The following is a 16,181-nucleotide window of genomic DNA, read 5'->3' as shown; positions in this document are numbered from 1 at the left end:
GATGTAATAAAAATAAACATTTTATTACATAGTGCAGTAGACTCAGCGTTATAGTGAGCAATCTGTCCTGAGCTTTTAGACGTTGCATAAAAAGCTTTGTAATAGAGCTTAAATGATATTTGACAGTTTTTTGGCCACATCTGTTTTATACAAGAAAAGAAACCAAGCTTACTAAGAGGTACGTTGTATGGTAAGTAAAACCGCAAAACCCGCTTCGAAATGGCTGCTATTACCAAGCATGCTAGTAGCAAGCCTAGCGCTGGGCGCTTGTCAAAAATCCACTGCGCCTGCTGATGGTGACACGGTGGATCGTCATGAAGCGGCGGCAACCAGTGAAGCAGATGGCGATACGCCAATAGACGAGATGAATGTAGAGAGTACGGATACAGACGATGGCCATGACGATAAGCTGACGACAGAGCAAAAAATGATCGCAAACCTATCGCGCTATCGTTGGACGCTATCGGATATCCAGAATGCTGGCAGTGGGCCCTCGGTATCTATGCTGGCTGATATCAAAGACCAAGTATCATTATTGTTTAACCAAAATCAAGGGCAAGACACTTTGAGCTATAGCGTTGGCTGCAATGCTATGAGCGCGGTTTATCAGCTGCAAGGTAATACGTTGACCACCGAAGAGAGCATGAGTACACAAATGCTCTGCCAAGATCTCAATGAGGCTGAAAATCGTCTGAACACATTGATGCAGGGTACGAGTGAGCTGAGCGTGACGACCGAAGAGCGGCCCTTACTCACGCAAGTGACCAGCGATGAGGTGACGTTGACTTGGAAAGGGCGGCTGACCTCACAGGCGAAATATAATAGCAAAGGAAAAACCGTCTTTTGGGCCGTCAATGCCAAAAAAGCCCCTTGCACCACTGAGGGGACGCAGCAGTGTTTACAAGTCAAACCCATCACTTATGATGATCAAGGTATCAAGACCAGTGAAGGTAAATGGGCTGCGTTCACGGGCGAAATCGAAGGCTATCAGCATGACGGTAAGCATGATGAAGTGCTGCGTCTCCAGCGCTATCAGCTGGATGCCGAAGACGCAGTATCAACAGGTGAAGAGTACGCTTATGTACTCGATGCCGTGATAGAAAGTAGCGTGGTAGAGTGAGGCTTTTAAGGTAAGTAAGTTGGTCGTTTTGGTTATTTAAAACGAGGGCTAGATAGCCAAAATGACATAAAAAAACACGCGTTCAAATGACGCGTGTTTTTTTATGTCTGATGGTTTGTAGACAAATAGCTTGATGACTTAGCGTAAATTGCCCAAGTCTTCTTCTGTCAGCCGCCAGCGGCCTTTTTTCTTAGAGCTGCCGCGCCCGCGCATGGCGCTGTTTAATATCAGTTTGTTCATCGAATGGCTGGAGTGGGCATGACAAATCGCACAAGCAAGGCCGTCGGCGGCATCTTGCTGTGGCACGACGTCTAACGATAGTATACGGCATACCATCTCCTGTACTTGCTCTTTGGCCGCTGCGCCATAGCCGCAAACCGCCTGCTTGATCTGACGAGCAGTGTACTCCGACACCTCTAAGTCTAGTGCTACCATCGCGGCGATGGCGGCACCGCGGGCTTGACCGAGCTTCAGCGCTGAGTCTGGGTTTTCGGCCATAAATACTTGTTCGATTGCCGTATGAATTGGCTCGTCAGTATATTTTAGATGGTGCTGAGTAATACGCGTCAACCCATTAAAAATACGCTTTAATCGCTCAGGCATCTCCTTAGTATCTGTGCGAATGGTGCCTGCATCGATATAGGTCAGTTTGTCGCCGGTTTGTTGCACGATGCCATAACCGGTCATACGCGAGCCTGGGTCAATCCCAATAATAATTGCCATAGTATTCCGTCTTACTTACATTTTGTTTTATATCTTAAAAATCCGCTATAAGTTTGATAGTATAGCAATCAATCCCCATATACATCATATGTTAGCCATCTTAATTTGTATGGCGCTTTATTTATTGGTTTTTATTTTATAGGACGACACTTTATGGGTCAGATCGTTGGTATCGCCATTGTTTGGTTTATTATTGAGATGCTGCTGTGGTATTTGCTTGCTCAGTTTATGAGTGGCTGGTGGGTATTTATGTGGTTTATCATCGCCGCTGTCATCGGTGTGTCACTGATGCGCAAAGGCATGGCCGCGCTCAACCCGATGGCGCAGCAGATGAAAGCAGGTGGCATGATGAATCCAGCGATGCGCCCGCAAGAGTCTACCATGCTAAAGAGTGTGGCGATGGCGGCAGCCGGTATTTTATTACTGATACCAGGGGTGCTCAGTGATTTACTAGCGTTATTGGTTGTGTTGCCGCCTGTACAAAAAAAGCTGAAAGATGCGGCCAACAACTATGTCATGAATAATCAGCAAAAAATGATGGAAATGATGGCAAAACAAATGGGTGGACAGATGGGCGGTCAAAACCCATTTGGTGGCATGGGCGGCCAAAATCCGTTTGGCGGTGCAGGTGGTATGGGTGGTCAAAACTCCTTTGGTCAGCAGTCGCAAAACCCGTTTGGCGATGTCTTTAAACAGCATACTACCGTAGATGGTACGGCCAAAACCGTGCCTAAAGATGTGAAAAAAATCACCAAGTCTGCCAATGATGAATCATAGCAAGCCGTAAAGCAGATAGCAAAAAGCCCCTTTCGTGATGAGCGAAAGGGGCTTTTTGCTGGTCTTGATGACTTATTTATCATTTGTATTTTACAAGCGATAAAATAAAGAGAAGACCGAATAGAACAACCGAAGTGCCGCCGCAAGATGGTGACCCATGAACCGTGAAGTTCAGGGCGGATGCGTCACTGCCTCTGCAGGTTTCCTGATACACCGCAAGCGGTGCAGGCATACACAATGAGGCAATAGGTACCACATCCTAGTAAAGCATTATCGGCTCAGGGAATAAACATCTACTAGCCAACACTTCAGAATAGTTTCATCTTAACCAATGAAAAGTGTGATTGCAAGTAACAATTACAGATTGCTACGTAGTGAAAATTTGTCAGTTTTTCAGCAATTTTCAGATATGTGCTAATATAGAGGGCTTTCAACACCCTAAGACAGCATTATAGGCGTTCATTCACTTGAGGAGCGGTAATATATGACCACGAACCAGCAACCATCAGAGTCTATCGATGACAATCAGGCACCACTTAATGACAAAAACGGCGGACAAAACAAAAAAACACCGCATGTTTTGATGATATTGGACGGCTTTGGTCATCGTGAAGAAGATAAGGACAATGCCATTGCTGCGGCCAATATGCCAAACTTGGATAAAATCTATCAGCAATACCCACATGGCCTGATCTCTGCCTCTGGAGAAGATGTGGGCTTACCCGATGGTCAGTTTGGCAACTCAGAAGTGGGACATATGAACCTCGGCGCTGGCCGCGTCCTTTATCAAGACTCAACGCGTATCTCAAACGAGTTGGCCAACCGTGAGTTTTATAAAAATCAAGCGCTGGTCGATGCAGTAAAAGCGGCAAACGACTTGGGCGGTAATGTGCATATCATGGGCTTGCTTTCTGATGGTGGGGTGCACTCGCATCAAGGCCATATCGAAGCGATGTGTCACTCAGCGCTGGTACATGGTGCCAAAAACGTCTTTGTGCATTGTTTTCTAGATGGCCGCGATACGCCGCCTAAGTCTGCTGATAAATATATCGATCGCTTGCGTGACCATATCGGTAAGCTCAATGCCCACTACGAAGGTGGCCGCGTACAGATTGCCAGTATCATCGGGCGCTATTATGCCATGGACCGTGACAATCGCTGGGAGCGCGTCCAAAAAGCCTATGAGCTGATCACTGAAGGCAAAGCTGACCGCTTGGCAACGCGTGCCGATGGTGCTGTACAAGCCGCTTATAAAGCGCGCGAGACGGATGAGTTTGTCAGTCCGACGACTGTGATTGGCCGTGATGAAATGCCTTATACAGTTGAAGACAATGACGCGCTGATCTTTATGAACTTCCGAGCTGATCGTGCTCGCGAGCTTACCCAAGCGTTTGTGCTGCCAGATCATGAGTTTTCAGGGTTTGCCCGTCAAAAGCAGCCAAAGCTGGCCGCCTTTGTCATGCTGACCAAATACTCTGATGTGCTGGCTGACAATCCTCACACCAGCATCGCTTATCATCCCGCCTCATTGACCAACACCCTTGGCGAGTATCTGCAAAACATTGGCAAAACGCAGCTACGTATCGCCGAAACAGAAAAATACGCTCATGTGACGTTTTTCTTTAGTGGTGGCCGCGAAGAGGAGTATGAAGGCGAGACCCGTATCCTAGTACCATCACCTGATGTGGCCACTTATGATCTGAAGCCTGAAATGAGCGCCCCTGAAGTGACGGATAAGCTGGTCGAGGCGATTGAGTCTGGCAAGTATGATGTGTTAGTGGCCAATTATGCCAATGGTGATATGGTCGGGCACACGGGCATCTTTGATGCCGCGGTGCAAGCGGTAGAGGCGCTCGATGTTTGTATCGGCCGTCTTGAGACTGCTGTGCGCACGGCTGGCGGCGATATGCTTATCACCGCTGATCATGGCAACTGTGAGCAAATGCAGGACTATGACAGTGGGCAAGTGCATACTCAGCATACCACCGAGTTGGTACCGCTGATTTATATCGGCGAGCAAAAACTCACGGTGCGCAGTGGGGGTAAACTCAGCGATATCGCTCCGACAATTTTGACCCTGATGAGTGTGGATGCACCAGCTGAAATGACAGGTAAGAGCCTATTGGTTCCAGCGTCGTAAGCCTGTTTTATGATCATACGCCACCCTCATGAGTAGCGGCGTGTTGCTCATTGCGGTGAATGACGATACTGTGGCTATGCTGTGAGTTGTGCTGTAGCGGTAATATGGCTATGGTAAGGACAGACAGACGTTGTACCGTTATATTATAAGGAGAGATCATGATTGTCTCTCCTTTTTTTCGCGATATTTTTAGGTATTTTTTTAGGTGTTTTTTTATTATCACGACCGCAGTCTACCAATGACAGTTAACGATTTACATACTGAGGGTTTGCAATACACTACTAGTCTTAGCTCTGCTCTTGATGCTATCTTATAAAATCGCTATCACAGATATTTTTATAATAAAAATTACGATATTTTATGATTAACACGAGTATTTTATGCGTCCTATTTATGCCATACGCTCTTTTCTCATCAAAAAAATCAATCGCGATATCAGATGTGTACCTAGCACGCCTGCTGTATGTAAGCCTGTCTTTATGGCAGCGCTGCTAGGGCTGGTCGGTGTCAATATCTCTCAAGCGGCCGCGGCGCCCAGTCATCATTCGGCGCAGAAGCTGCAACTGATCGGCTTAAATACGGATGAGATAGATCCTGCAGAAGACAATCTATCAGATATCGCCGACATGCTAGAGGCCGCCGACGATATCGATGACTCGATAGATAGCGTTGCCGATGAAAGCGTGCTCAATGACGAGGCCGAGGTAATCGATACCGCGATACCGCCGGAGGTTGCGCATGTGTCATTGAATGCTATTTCTCCTGAGACGCTCAAGACCTTTGTCGCTGTGGTCGATTTGGTGCGCCGTGAGTATGTCGATGCGGTCAACGATGAGACGCTGTTTAATAATGCCATGAGCGGTATGTTGACCAAGCTCGATAGTCATGCTGAGTTTTTGGATGCTGAGGCTTATGAAAACCTGCGTGCCTTTACCGAAGGCGACGTAGGCGATGTCGGTATCAAGGTCAGCTATCAGCCACAAGAAGGCTACTGGGTTATCACAGAGGTCATCGATGACTCACCTGCTGATAAAAAAGGCATCGCAGTCGGCGATTATTTGCATCAGGTGGGTGAGTTTAAGCTTGATGAAAATCGCCAAACCAATGACGTTGAGCAACTGCTAACGGGTATCGCTGGCACGCAAGTAGATGTGGTGACTTCTAAAGCGGGTCGCCGTAAACACACTACCACTTTGCAGCGAAATAACAGCCATCCGCAAAACATTGAGATAGAGCTGGTCGATGGTATTGCGGTGGTTAGGCTACCAGCCTTTCAAAACGATAGTCGTGACAGGCTGCTTGAGGGTTTGATCGATCTAGACGCGCCGGTTTCAGGCATTTTGTTGGATCTACGTGACAATCCAGGCGGCGTGCTTACCTCGGCGGTGAATGTCGCCAGTCTGTTTATGAATGATACTGATGTGGTGCAGGTACAAGCGCGCCAAAACGAGCCGCGCGTGCTGTCCACGACAGGTGAGGCCATCCTTAAGCCTCTACCTATGGTAGTGCTACAAAATCGCTACTCGGCTTCGGCGGCCGAGGTGCTTGCCAGTAGCCTGCAGGCGCAGCAGCGCGCCACTATCCTTGGGGAGGTCAGCTATGGCAAAGGATCGGTACAGTCGGTGATTCCGCTAAACGATGAGCAAGCGGTCAAACTGACGGTCGCCAACTATATGACCGCCACGGGTAAAAAGATAGATGAGATCGGGGTGACACCTGATGTGATGCTCTCTGGAAATGAGAGCACGTGGCGACAGCAGGCTCTTGAGCTGGTCAAAGAGCGCGCCTTAACGTCAGGCGTTCGTTTTGTCCGAAAGCCCAACCGCGCCCAGTGAGCCCAATCTAGATCATATAATGGTCGCCCGTGCCATAGATCGTCTCTGGTCCTTATTCAAGCTGGTCTTCATCGATCTCTAGTTTTTTCATGCGGTAACGTAAAGAGCGAAAAGTCGTGCCCAGCAGTTCAGCGGCTTGGGTTTTATTCCAGCCTGTTTGCTTTAGTGCGGTGATGATCAGCTGTTTTTCTTGCGCTTGTAAATAATGCTCTAAGCCTTGGGCGGGCAAGCCTAAATTGTTGATGTTTTTTGTCTCGTTTGGCGCTTGTGCGGCCTGATTGGCCGTTTTTATGTTTTCGGCGCTGTCGCCCTGCGCCGTTTTTGGGTGATTGGCTGCCGCACCTTTGATGACAGAAGGGTAGTGCTGAGTATGGGTGCGATAAGGATGCAAGTTACTGGCCGAAGTCGGGGCTTGGATAAGTTGACCCTTCTCATCGTGTGCTGCTGAGCTGTCTATGGGCGCCATTTGTCCCGATGGACTGTTTGGTAAAAGCGTGTCTGCTGAAGCGGGATGAGTGCGGGCGGCAGGTGTTTCAGCTGTTGGTGCTGTGCCTTGCGTAGCTGAGCTCATCGCTTGCGGCTCTGTATCCGCCGGCGTCAACGCTGGCAGGCCCAGATGGTTGACATCGATATTTGGCGTTTCTGCTAGGGTTACTGCACGCTCAAGCAGGTTACGCAGCTCGCGCACGTTGCCTGCAAAGTCGTGATGTTGCAAACGCTCACAGGCGGCTGTCGTCAGTGAGGGCGGCGTCTCCAATTGCCACTCTTCAGCGATCAAGGCCAAAAAGTGTGTCGCTAGTACAGGTATGTCATCACGGCGCGCGTTGAGCGTCGGTAGTTTTAATTCAATGACGTTAATGCGGTAGTAGAGATCTTGGCGAAACGTGCCAGCTTGCACCAGCTGGGACAAATCTTTATGAGTTGCAGACAATATGCGGATATCGACAGGTATCTCTTTGGTATCACCGATGGCTCTTACCGTTTTTTCTTGAATGGCGCGCAGTAGTTTGACCTGCATCGCTAGCGGCAAGTCAGCCACTTCATCTAAAAATAAAGTCCCGCCATTGGCTTGCTGAAAAAGGCCTTGTTTGTCAGCGACCGCGCCCGTGAAGCTGCCTTTTTTATGGCCAAAAAACTCTGACTCCATCAGCTCGGAGGGTATGGCGCCGCAATTCACAGGCACAAAGCTACCATCACGGCGTGGACTGAGGTCATGAATCAGTCTGGCGACCACTTCCTTACCTGTACCCGACGCCCCTGATAAAAACACCGGTGCTTGCGAGCGCGCCAGTTTTAAAATGGTGTTTTTCAGTGGTAGCATCACCGCTGAGTCGCCGATCAGCCTACTATCGAGGAGTTTTTGCTCAGGGGTACACTCAGGCGCGGCCTCGGGGTCGTCACCTTGGTGAGTGACTTTGAGGGCGTTTTCGACCAGTTGGCGCAGGCGCGGCAGCTCAAGTGGTTTATTGACAAAATCAAAAGCGCCAAGCTTGAGGGCTTCGATGGCCAAATCCATACTACCGTGCGCTGTAATAACGGCAATCGGCGTGTTGGTGCTGCCACTGATTTCTTTGACCAGCTCCAGCCCTGAGCCGTCAGGGAGCTTGAGATCCGTTAAGCAAAAGTCATACTCGCGCTCTTGCCAGTAGTCTCTTGCTTGTGACAATGTATAAGCCACATCACTTTTGATGCCCATCTTGGTTAAAGTGATTTGCATTAATCGGCACAGATCTACTTCATCATCAACGACTAGCGCGGTTTTTGTCATACATCATCTCATCGTATTCGGTAGCGAAAAATTATCAAAGCATCTATCACAATTGCAGTTAAGTACTTACAAATGCTCAGCTTATCAGTGCGGTATTGGTACACAAATAGTAAGGTCGTACCAATGCATTTTATACATGGGTGCGGGCATTGATGGCAGGTGCGATGAGGCGAAAGCAGGTTTTTGGGTGTTCAGGCACATATAGCAAGCGAGCTTGATTGGCTTCGCAAAAGGCTTGTGATAGATACAACCCAAGTCCTGTCCCTGCTTGATCTGTGGTAAAAAACGGATTGAACAGGTGCGGTAAGTCATGCTCGCGGACCCCAGTACCACCATCTAAAATATCGATTATAACATCGTTATCTGCACAATAAATCTCGATTTCCACAAAGGCATGAGGGTGGGCGTAGCTACTATGACGCAGACCATTGTTGATTAAGTTGATCAACACTTGCTCTAGTTGGTGGGTATCAAAGGAGATGGTCGGCTGGGTCTTAACACGCAAAAACACGTCATGCCCCTGAAAATGGTTTTCTAAAAACGCAGGCATCCATTCGGCCAGTACGATGGGCTGCTGATTTGCTTGCTGCTGACGCGACAGCTTTAGGATGTCTTCTATAATGCGATTGACGCGTTTGGTCTGCGAAAATATCATTTTATACAGCTCATGATTGGCTGCGATGTGCTCATCACTATAATCAGGGGCAGGGCTTGTCATGTTATCTACTGGTGGGTGACAGATTTCAACGACGTCCTCCATGAGCAACTGGCTGGCTTGTGAGATGGTGGCCAGCGGGTTTCTAATCTCATGAGCAATACTGGCCGTCAGCTGTCCTAAAGACGCCAGTTTTAGCTGCTGAGCGTTGGCTTGCTCACGGCGCAAATCTTCGAGCATGACCAGTTTACTGCCGTCTTTTAGAGGGATAATCTGTACACGTAGCTTGCCAAACACCGATACATTGGCCACGGCAGGTAAGTCATAAGTAAAGGTACGCGACTGTCCTGCTGCGACAGTCAAGCAGGCTTGAAGCAGCTGCGGATGCTGCTCGTCAAGTTGCTCTTCAAAATCTGCTAATTGGGCAGCAGATGCGCTATCGAGCCTGCGCCTATCGTTTGGCGTATGACTTTTGCTGGTAGTAGGTAAGGTGAGTGATGGACGATGAGGGATACTGAGCAGCTGATACGCGGCAAGATTTGCCAGCACAATATGCGCCTGATCGATGACAATAACACCATTGACCATTTGAGTGATGACCTCTTGGTTGATGACATTTAGGCGCTCAACTTCCTTGGCATGACGGGCGGCCACTTTTTCTAACTGCACCAAACGCTGAGAGATAGACCAGCTCAAGCCACCCACCGCCAAAAAACTGGCAGACATCAGCAGTGCATCGCCTAAGTTGGTCAAGCTCATACTATTGGCAATGGCATAAAAAAACTGCTGATAAATAACAAAAATAATCGCCAGTAAGGTGATGATCAATGCTTGAGAGCTGTGAAGTAGCATAAAGCTTGCCGCTACCACTACCATATATAGCATGGTCAACTGCAAATCAGGCGCACCTGCGGTATAAAGCAGCAAGCTTAAGATGATGACATCCAAAGCCAAGCCAAAGGCCAGCTGCTGGCGCATGTGTTTGTTGACCACATAAAACAAACCGAGCAATATCATGCTAAGCAGTACATAAAAGCTCAGGGTGGTTTGTTGCAAAAAACTGGGCAAAGACGCGCCGCTATCAGCACGCGCGGTGATATAGACCATGAGCATAGAAAACAAGCTCACAGCAAAGCGATAACTGCTATAAATAAGTCCTAATTTACGCAGCTGCGGCAATGGCAAGGTGTCATTGGGGGGCGCTGAGCGGGTGATGGTCGAGACAAAACGAATAGCAGGTTTCATAAATTCACCGTCATGGACAATCTTACTTGCTGGCTTACAGGGCTGTCTGGCTTAGCTGGTTGACTTACTAAGCAGGCAAGTAGGCGAAGATTATGGCTGAATCAGACCATGACGGATCGCTAAATGTGTCAGTTTGACATCGCTATCGACCCCGACTTTTTCATAGATACGGTAGCGATACGTATTGATGGTTTTGACACTGACAAACAGCTGATCCGCGATTTGCTGTGGGCTTTGGCAGTTGACGACCATCATCGCTACTTGTTTTTCGCGATCACTGAGCAAATCAAAGGGCGAGCTGGCATTGTCTGATAGCAAGACGTCTGCTAGCTGCTCTGCGACATCTTGGCTAAAATAGCGGCCCCCTTGATAGACTTTTTTTACTGCCCGTATCATTTCGTCTAAGGGTGTGCCTTTGGTGATATAACCGTTGACCCCAGCTTTGATCAGCATAGAAGGATAAGGCTGCGCCGACATACTGCTGACCGCCAAAATCTTGATACCCATGTCTAGCTGAACCAAACGTTTGGTGGCCTCAAGCCCGCCAATATTGGGCATATTGACATCGAGTAATACCACATCAGGGTGCAGCTGTTTGGCCATTTTGATCGCCATGTCGCCGCTATCGGCCTCACCGACCACCTCAATATCCGCACTGTCTGACAACATACGGCTGATACCCATACGTACCAAATCATGATCATCGACTACCAATACTTTAATCATCACTATACTCTTTACTATTTGTCAGAAGAAGGGATACTGCCTAGCATAAATCACAGACAAAAAACTGTCTAAGTTATTTTTTAGTTTTTGACGATGTAAAATACTGCTAATATATTATGTGGATGTTGTTGTTTAATATATCAAATTTTGAATAATTGCCATGCTTTGGGTTAAAATATATTGCTAAAATGTGAACCAATGTTTCTATAATATAAAGTGGTTGTAGCAAAATTTGAATTGGGACAAAATAAACCATTAAATCAGCTTGGTACATTAAACTTAAAAGCAAACCATGATACACTAAAAATACAAAAACTCTATACGAGTACTTACAAACCTATTCATAAACGCTATGAACGTTTTTGGCGTCAGATCGTATGTATCTGGCGTGATAGCGACAGCAGGAGGCACAATGAAGCAACTACCATTAACCAAACAGCAACTGATCGCTGCCATGATTTCACTGAGTTTGGGTGGTGTGGCACAAGCTGCACTTACGATTAATGGTAGCGCTGATACAGAATCTAGCGCGCGTATCAGCTGGGGCGGTGCCGATAGCTTGTCTGAAGCCCGTAAGATTATGTACAAATCGACAGGCTCTGCTATCAAAAAAGTCGATACCGGTTATGGCACCACCAATATCACCAATGCCAACAGTTTTGGCAGCAGCAATAATAGCTATACCAGTAGCAATCGCTACAACACCACCTATCGCGGCGCCTTTGGCAGTAGTGATATGATTCCGATCAGCACAGACTCGCGTAGTGTGGCTGTGATTGATGCCGAAACAGGCGAGTCTATCTACGAAAAAGACGCGGATATTGCCCGTCCAATGGCCAGTATCACCAAGGTCATGACGGCGATGGTGGTACTAGATGCCGGTCTGGATATGCGTGAAGAGATTACCTTAGACGCAGAAGACTTCGTCGGCCCCAAACGCGCAAGCTCTCGTCTAAAGGTAGGGGATCGTCTCAACCGTGCCGAAATGCTGCTCATGGCCTTGATGAAGTCGGAAAACCCAGCCGCAAAGAGTCTGGCGCGTAACTATCCAGGTGGATATAGTGCCTTTATGCGAGCGATGAACCGCAAAGCGCAAGATTTGGGTATGACGACTGCCTTTTTTGGTGATCCAACGGGTCTTGACAAGCGTAATGTGGCGTCATCAAATGATTTGGTCAAGATGGTGCGCGCTGCGGGTAACTACGATGTGATTCGCCGCTTCTCCACCACCAAAAGCTATGATTTCTTTGTATCAAATTACTCTCGTGGCAACCGCACATATAAAGCCAACAATACCAGCAGCTTAGTACGTGAGGGTGGCTATCCTATTGGTATCTCAAAGACCGGCTTTATCAATGAAGCAGGGCGCTGTGTGGTCATGGAAACGAGGGTCAATAACCGTCCAGCCATTATTGTTATTTTGGGCGCAAACAGCTCAGCCACGCGCTGGGGCGATGCCAAAAATATCTTAAACAGCTTGGCCACGCGTCGTACTGTATAAGTGCGGATGACATTGATGTCAGTATACAAACACACATACGCAAGTATATAGAGCAAAAATAGACAGGTAAAATAATTCAAAGGGCTGTTATATCGTATAACGGCCTTTTTTATATCAAAAAGGATACTCGTGGTATGAATCACTTGCAATCGGCTGTCGTACCTCAGCTTTATTTACTGACGAACGACGATGAGTTTGAGCGACTCTATCAAAAGCTAGAGGCCGCGCTGGCAACAGGGCTGGTCGGTCTGCTGCAAGTACGCCGTAAAAAAACAGCGGCATTGCCAGATGGTGCGGCAACACTGTTGGCAGAAGCCAAGCAAATCGTCGAGCTGGCACGCAGATATCAGGTACCAGTCGTGATCAATGATGATAGTGCGCTGGCGGCCAAGCTCGGTGTTGGGGTACACCTAGGTCAGCAAGATGGCAAGATGGTCGATGCCAAGCGCCAAATAAGTCCGGATCAGATTATCGGTCGTACGTGTCATGGACAAGTGGCACTGGTCAAAGAAGCCAAGCAGCAAGGCGCAGACTATGCGGCCATGGGTGCTGTTTTTGCTTCTACGACCAAGCCCAAAGCCGATACCATCTCGTACCAGCAGCTAAAAGAAGGCTGCCAGCAAGGCATCGATATCTGCGTGATAGGCGGATTAAGTGCTGAGAATGTCGGCGCGCTGGCAGGTCTGCCCATCAAATATGTGGCTGTCGTTGGAGACATTATGGATTTGCCTGTTGCGCAGATAGCGCCTCGTTGTCAGCAGTGGCAGCAAGCGTTTGCAAAGTGGCATGCCGCTGCCGGTGACGTAAAGGTCTGATGACCAAGTATAGTTAATCCAATATAAAGTCGCCCTAAAGTAGGTTAACTATATAAGCCACAAGACCAAATAAATCACAAGGAGAAGTCACAAGAATAAGTCAAAAGCCATTTGCTATTTGGCGTGTTGCATACATAACGTAGCATAGGGAAGGGCTTCTAGGCGCTGCTCTTCGATTGCCTCGCCGCATACTTCGCACTCTCCATAAGTGCCGTTTTCGATACGGCTTAGCGCGTTTTCTACATAGATTAGACTTTGGCGCGCCTCAGCCATGAGGTTTTTTCGCATGTCGTTTTGACGGTAGGAGATGGCTTGGTCTTCCCAGTGCTCGTTGAGGTCGTCCTGTGGGTTTTGGATATGTTCTTCGATTTTGTCGATGCGAGTTTCGTACTCTTCTTTGAGTTTTAATAGGTTTTGTTTTGCTGTTTTTAGATCGATACTCATGGTTTTCTCCTAGTAGGTTGTTGTTATTATTCACTAAACAGTTAGGCTAGCGCCTGTGTTTGGCAGAGCCTGCGTTTATTCTGGTCTAGCCTAAGGTCATCGTAGTGTAGATTTATCATAAACAGCGCAATCCATGAGTGCCACCACGAAATGTTACTGGTTTTATAAAATGCCGATTTTTATCATCAGTTTGTCAAGCCGGTTTTGTTTGATTGTCTGCTGAGTAATATTTAATCCATGCTTTGATAGGAGAGCGTGGTAGAAAACTGCTAGAATACACCGCCACAAATTCTTACTAGAGTGTTTTTGATCGGCCTGAGCGCTACCACTCGGGCGGCATAGTGCGGCATCGTATCCATGGTGTCAGTTTTATTTAGGATTGACCATAAATATGTGGTAGTAGGACTTATTGAGCAGTCCACTGTAGATTAACAATAGATGATGTAGAGGAGCAGTTAATGAATTTTTTGCGTATGAGTGAGCTGAGCTTAACGGAGAAGGTTGTCTTGATTCGAGAAGACTTAAACGTGCCAATCAAAGATGGCAAAGTCAGCAGTGATGCGCGCCTACAAGCAAGCTTACCTACCATTAAGATGGCGCTAGAAAAAGGCGCGGCTGTGATTGTCTGCTCACATCTTGGGCGTCCAACCGAAGGTAGCCCTGAGGCCATTTATTCATTGGCACCGGTCGCTGACTATCTGAGCGACAAATTGGCTGCGCCTGTGCGTTTAGATACTGACTATCTGACTCAAGGCGTGTCTATCAAAGCGGGTGAAGTGGTACTACTAGAAAACGTCCGTTTTAACAAAGGCGAGAAGAAAAACGAAGCCGCTTTGGCAAAAAAATACGCAGATTTGTGCGATGTGTTTGTGATGGATGCCTTTGGTACCGCGCATCGCGCGCAGGCATCGACAGAGGGTGTCACTCAAGCCATGCGCCAAGCAGGCAAAAAGGTCTGCGCAGGGCCGTTGTTGGCCGCAGAGCTTGATGCGCTAAGTTTGGCGTTAGAGACACCAGCTCAGCCAATGCTGGCTATCGTGGGTGGCTCAAAGGTATCGACCAAGCTTGAAGTGCTGCATAGCTTAGCTGAGGTATGTAGCCAAATCATCGTTGGTGGCGGTATTGCCAATACGTTTTTGGCGGCGCAAGGTCATAGCGTTGGTGCGTCATTGTATGAAGCGGATTTGATAGATAGCGCTCGTGACATCATGAGCAAAACTGAAATTTTATTGCCTGAGTTTGTGGTGGTGGCTGATAAAGGTGATATTGATTTTGCCGACTTTACTGGCTCATTACAACAAGCCACTGCGACCATTAAGTCCGTCGATGCTATCGGCGACAACGACATGATATTGGATATCGCGCCAAAAAGCGCTGAGCGCTTGGCTGAGGCTATCATCAATGCCAAGACCATTTTATGGAATGGTCCAGTTGGAGTTTTTGAAGTGGATGCTTTTGGGCAGGGCACGCAGATATTGGCCGCAGCGGTCAAAGACAGTGCTGGGTTTTCTATCGCAGGCGGCGGTGATACGCTAGCTGCCATTGATAAATATCAAGTGGCGGATGGCGTCAGTTATATGTCTACAGGTGGCGGCGCTTTCTTAGAATTTGTCGAAGGTAAGGTGCTGCCTGCAGTTGCTGCCCTGCAAATAGACGCGTAAACCTTTAACGTTACTTAGCATGTTAGTAACACTAGATGTACAACCATGATGAATCATCTAAGGTAGGCTGTGGAAATAAGAGGATGGCCATCAATATAGTGTTCTGTATGACAGACTTCGGTATTGATGGTCGCCGATTATTATTAAGTCGTATTTATTTGTTTATACACTGAAAATTATTATTGCATGTCTTATTTGCACTCTATAAAATAGCGCAACCATGTATTTTGACATGCTTTATTTACGAGAGGTTTATTATGTTAAAACGTCATTTGTTACTTGCTAGCGTACTTGCTGGTACTTTTGCTATCACTGCGTGTAGCCAACAAACAGAAGAAAACACTGAAGCTGCTGTTGAGTCTGCCGGTGATGATGTCGCAGCCAACACTGAAGCCGCCGCTGTAGAGACAGAAGCTGCTGCTGCAGAAGCAGAAGTTGCTGCTCAAAATGCTGGCACTGAAGTCGCCGAAAGCGCTGAAACTGCTGGCGCGGCTGCGACAGACGCTCTAGAAAACACAGGTGATGCAATCGCTGATGGTACCAACAAAGCAGTAGCAAACACTGCCGAAGCGGTAGCTGATGGCGCAAATGCAGTGGCTGACGGCGCAAATGATGTCGCAGTTGATGCTGAGCAGCAGTACTAATAGGTTCGATAATCAGTAGCTTGTCAAAACTAGCAGTAGCTTGTCAAAACTAGTCGCTTAGTAAATAAGCATCGTTTGACCGGTTCAAACCTTTTTTATCACTGTTTGACTACTGATAGATTGATGT

Annotated in this window: 14 protein-coding genes and 1 other RNA gene; 8 read left to right on the top strand and 7 right to left on the bottom strand. The window is 47.7% G+C overall.

Annotated elements, in window-relative coordinates; genetic code table 11:
* The first annotated feature begins 187 nt into the window (after nucleotides 1–187).
* A complete protein-coding gene (locus J3491_RS07020; RefSeq protein ID WP_207969645.1) occupies nucleotides 188–1,120 on the top strand; it encodes an META domain-containing protein in 933 nt (310 codons plus the stop codon).
* Between the two features lie 138 nt (nucleotides 1,121–1,258).
* Here J3491_RS07020 and ruvC read toward each other — a convergent pair whose 3' ends face one another.
* Complete coding sequence (gene ruvC / locus J3491_RS07015; RefSeq protein ID WP_075100653.1) at nucleotides 1,259–1,843, bottom strand: crossover junction endodeoxyribonuclease RuvC; 585 nt, start codon at nucleotides 1,841–1,843, stop codon at nucleotides 1,259–1,261.
* Nucleotides 1,844–1,996: 153 nt separating this feature from the next.
* Here ruvC and J3491_RS07010 point away from each other — a divergent pair, with 153 nt between their 5' ends.
* Complete coding sequence (locus J3491_RS07010; RefSeq protein WP_207969644.1) at nucleotides 1,997–2,620, top strand: FxsA family protein; 624 nt, start codon at nucleotides 1,997–1,999, stop codon at nucleotides 2,618–2,620.
* Nucleotides 2,621–2,742: 122 nt separating this feature from the next.
* Here J3491_RS07010 and ssrS read toward each other — a convergent pair.
* Nucleotides 2,743–2,938, bottom strand: a non-coding RNA gene (ssrS, locus tag J3491_RS07005) — 6S RNA.
* Between the two features lie 166 nt (nucleotides 2,939–3,104).
* Here ssrS and gpmI point away from each other — a divergent pair.
* Complete coding sequence (gpmI, locus tag J3491_RS07000) at nucleotides 3,105–4,760, top strand: 2,3-bisphosphoglycerate-independent phosphoglycerate mutase (RefSeq protein WP_207969643.1); 1,656 nt, start codon at nucleotides 3,105–3,107, stop codon at nucleotides 4,758–4,760.
* A 13-nt stretch (nucleotides 4,761–4,773) separates the two neighbouring features.
* On the opposite strand, the gene J3491_RS06995 is transcribed toward gpmI, so the two are convergent.
* Nucleotides 4,774–4,920, bottom strand: coding sequence for a hypothetical protein (locus tag J3491_RS06995; protein ID WP_172953119.1), 147 nt, complete (start codon nucleotides 4,918–4,920; stop codon nucleotides 4,774–4,776).
* Nucleotides 4,921–5,140: 220 nt separating this feature from the next.
* On the opposite strand from J3491_RS06995, the gene J3491_RS06990 reads away from it, so the two are divergent.
* Nucleotides 5,141–6,595: a S41 family peptidase gene (locus tag J3491_RS06990; RefSeq protein ID WP_207969642.1), complete on the top strand. Its 1,455-nt coding sequence runs from the start codon at nucleotides 5,141–5,143 to the stop codon at nucleotides 6,593–6,595.
* Between the two features lie 52 nt (nucleotides 6,596–6,647).
* Here J3491_RS06990 and J3491_RS06985 read toward each other — a convergent pair whose 3' ends face one another.
* From J3491_RS06985 to J3491_RS06975, 3 genes are all read right to left on the bottom strand, one after another.
* On the bottom strand, nucleotides 6,648–8,363 hold the full coding sequence (locus J3491_RS06985; RefSeq protein WP_207969641.1) for a sigma-54-dependent transcriptional regulator: 1,716 nt from the start codon (nucleotides 8,361–8,363) through the stop codon (nucleotides 6,648–6,650).
* Nucleotides 8,364–8,493: 130 nt separating this feature from the next.
* A complete protein-coding gene (locus tag J3491_RS06980) occupies nucleotides 8,494–10,263 on the bottom strand; it encodes a sensor histidine kinase (RefSeq protein WP_207969640.1) in 1,770 nt (589 codons plus the stop codon).
* 90 nt (nucleotides 10,264–10,353) lie between these two features.
* Entirely contained in the window at nucleotides 10,354–10,989 is a 636-nt protein-coding gene (locus tag J3491_RS06975; protein ID WP_075100658.1) for a response regulator, read from the bottom strand.
* 412 nt (nucleotides 10,990–11,401) lie between these two features.
* Here J3491_RS06975 and J3491_RS06970 point away from each other — a divergent pair, with 412 nt between their 5' ends.
* On the top strand, nucleotides 11,402–12,490 hold the full coding sequence (locus J3491_RS06970) for a serine hydrolase (protein WP_075100659.1): 1,089 nt from the start codon (nucleotides 11,402–11,404) through the stop codon (nucleotides 12,488–12,490).
* Nucleotides 12,491–12,624: 134 nt separating this feature from the next.
* A complete protein-coding gene (locus J3491_RS06965) occupies nucleotides 12,625–13,305 on the top strand; it encodes a thiamine phosphate synthase (protein WP_207969639.1) in 681 nt (226 codons plus the stop codon).
* Nucleotides 13,306–13,419: 114 nt separating this feature from the next.
* On the opposite strand, the gene J3491_RS06960 is transcribed toward J3491_RS06965, so the two are convergent.
* On the bottom strand, nucleotides 13,420–13,749 hold the full coding sequence (locus J3491_RS06960; protein ID WP_207969638.1) for a TraR/DksA C4-type zinc finger protein: 330 nt from the start codon (nucleotides 13,747–13,749) through the stop codon (nucleotides 13,420–13,422).
* A 458-nt stretch (nucleotides 13,750–14,207) separates the two neighbouring features.
* Between J3491_RS06960 and J3491_RS06955 the strand changes: the two genes are divergently transcribed.
* Nucleotides 14,208–15,410 carry a phosphoglycerate kinase gene (locus J3491_RS06955; protein ID WP_207969637.1) on the top strand — a complete coding sequence of 401 codons (1,203 nt, stop codon included), beginning with the start codon at nucleotides 14,208–14,210 and terminating at the stop codon, nucleotides 15,408–15,410.
* A 257-nt stretch (nucleotides 15,411–15,667) separates the two neighbouring features.
* The gene (locus J3491_RS06950) at nucleotides 15,668–16,054 is read left to right on the top strand and encodes a hypothetical protein (protein ID WP_075100663.1); all 387 of its coding nucleotides are present in this window, start codon (nucleotides 15,668–15,670) and stop codon (nucleotides 16,052–16,054) included.
* Nucleotides 16,055–16,181 lie beyond the last annotated feature (127 nt).

The organism is Psychrobacter halodurans, from assembly GCF_017498075.1.
Taxonomy (GTDB): domain Bacteria; phylum Pseudomonadota; class Gammaproteobacteria; order Pseudomonadales; family Moraxellaceae; genus Psychrobacter; species Psychrobacter celer.
Note: the sequence above shows the minus strand (reverse complement) of the source record. Positions and strands in the feature narration are given on the sequence as shown.

Coding starts and splice junctions, on each gene's coding strand:
- J3491_RS07020 (WP_207969645.1), top strand. CDS start 188: ATGGTAAGTAAAACCGCAAAACCCGCTTCGAAATGGCTGCTATTACCA.
- ruvC (WP_075100653.1), bottom strand. CDS start 1,843: ATGGCAATTATTATTGGGATTGACCCAGGCTCGCGTATGACCGGTTAT.
- J3491_RS07010 (WP_207969644.1), top strand. CDS start 1,997: ATGGGTCAGATCGTTGGTATCGCCATTGTTTGGTTTATTATTGAGATG.
- gpmI (WP_207969643.1), top strand. CDS start 3,105: ATGACCACGAACCAGCAACCATCAGAGTCTATCGATGACAATCAGGCA.
- J3491_RS06995 (WP_172953119.1), bottom strand. CDS start 4,920: ATGATCTCTCCTTATAATATAACGGTACAACGTCTGTCTGTCCTTACC.
- J3491_RS06990 (WP_207969642.1), top strand. CDS start 5,141: ATGCGTCCTATTTATGCCATACGCTCTTTTCTCATCAAAAAAATCAAT.
- J3491_RS06985 (WP_207969641.1), bottom strand. CDS start 8,363: ATGACAAAAACCGCGCTAGTCGTTGATGATGAAGTAGATCTGTGCCGA.
- J3491_RS06980 (WP_207969640.1), bottom strand. CDS start 10,263: ATGAAACCTGCTATTCGTTTTGTCTCGACCATCACCCGCTCAGCGCCC.
- J3491_RS06975 (WP_075100658.1), bottom strand. CDS start 10,989: ATGATTAAAGTATTGGTAGTCGATGATCATGATTTGGTACGTATGGGT.
- J3491_RS06970 (WP_075100659.1), top strand. CDS start 11,402: ATGAAGCAACTACCATTAACCAAACAGCAACTGATCGCTGCCATGATT.
- J3491_RS06965 (WP_207969639.1), top strand. CDS start 12,625: ATGAATCACTTGCAATCGGCTGTCGTACCTCAGCTTTATTTACTGACG.
- J3491_RS06960 (WP_207969638.1), bottom strand. CDS start 13,749: ATGAGTATCGATCTAAAAACAGCAAAACAAAACCTATTAAAACTCAAA.
- J3491_RS06955 (WP_207969637.1), top strand. CDS start 14,208: ATGAATTTTTTGCGTATGAGTGAGCTGAGCTTAACGGAGAAGGTTGTC.
- J3491_RS06950 (WP_075100663.1), top strand. CDS start 15,668: ATGTTAAAACGTCATTTGTTACTTGCTAGCGTACTTGCTGGTACTTTT.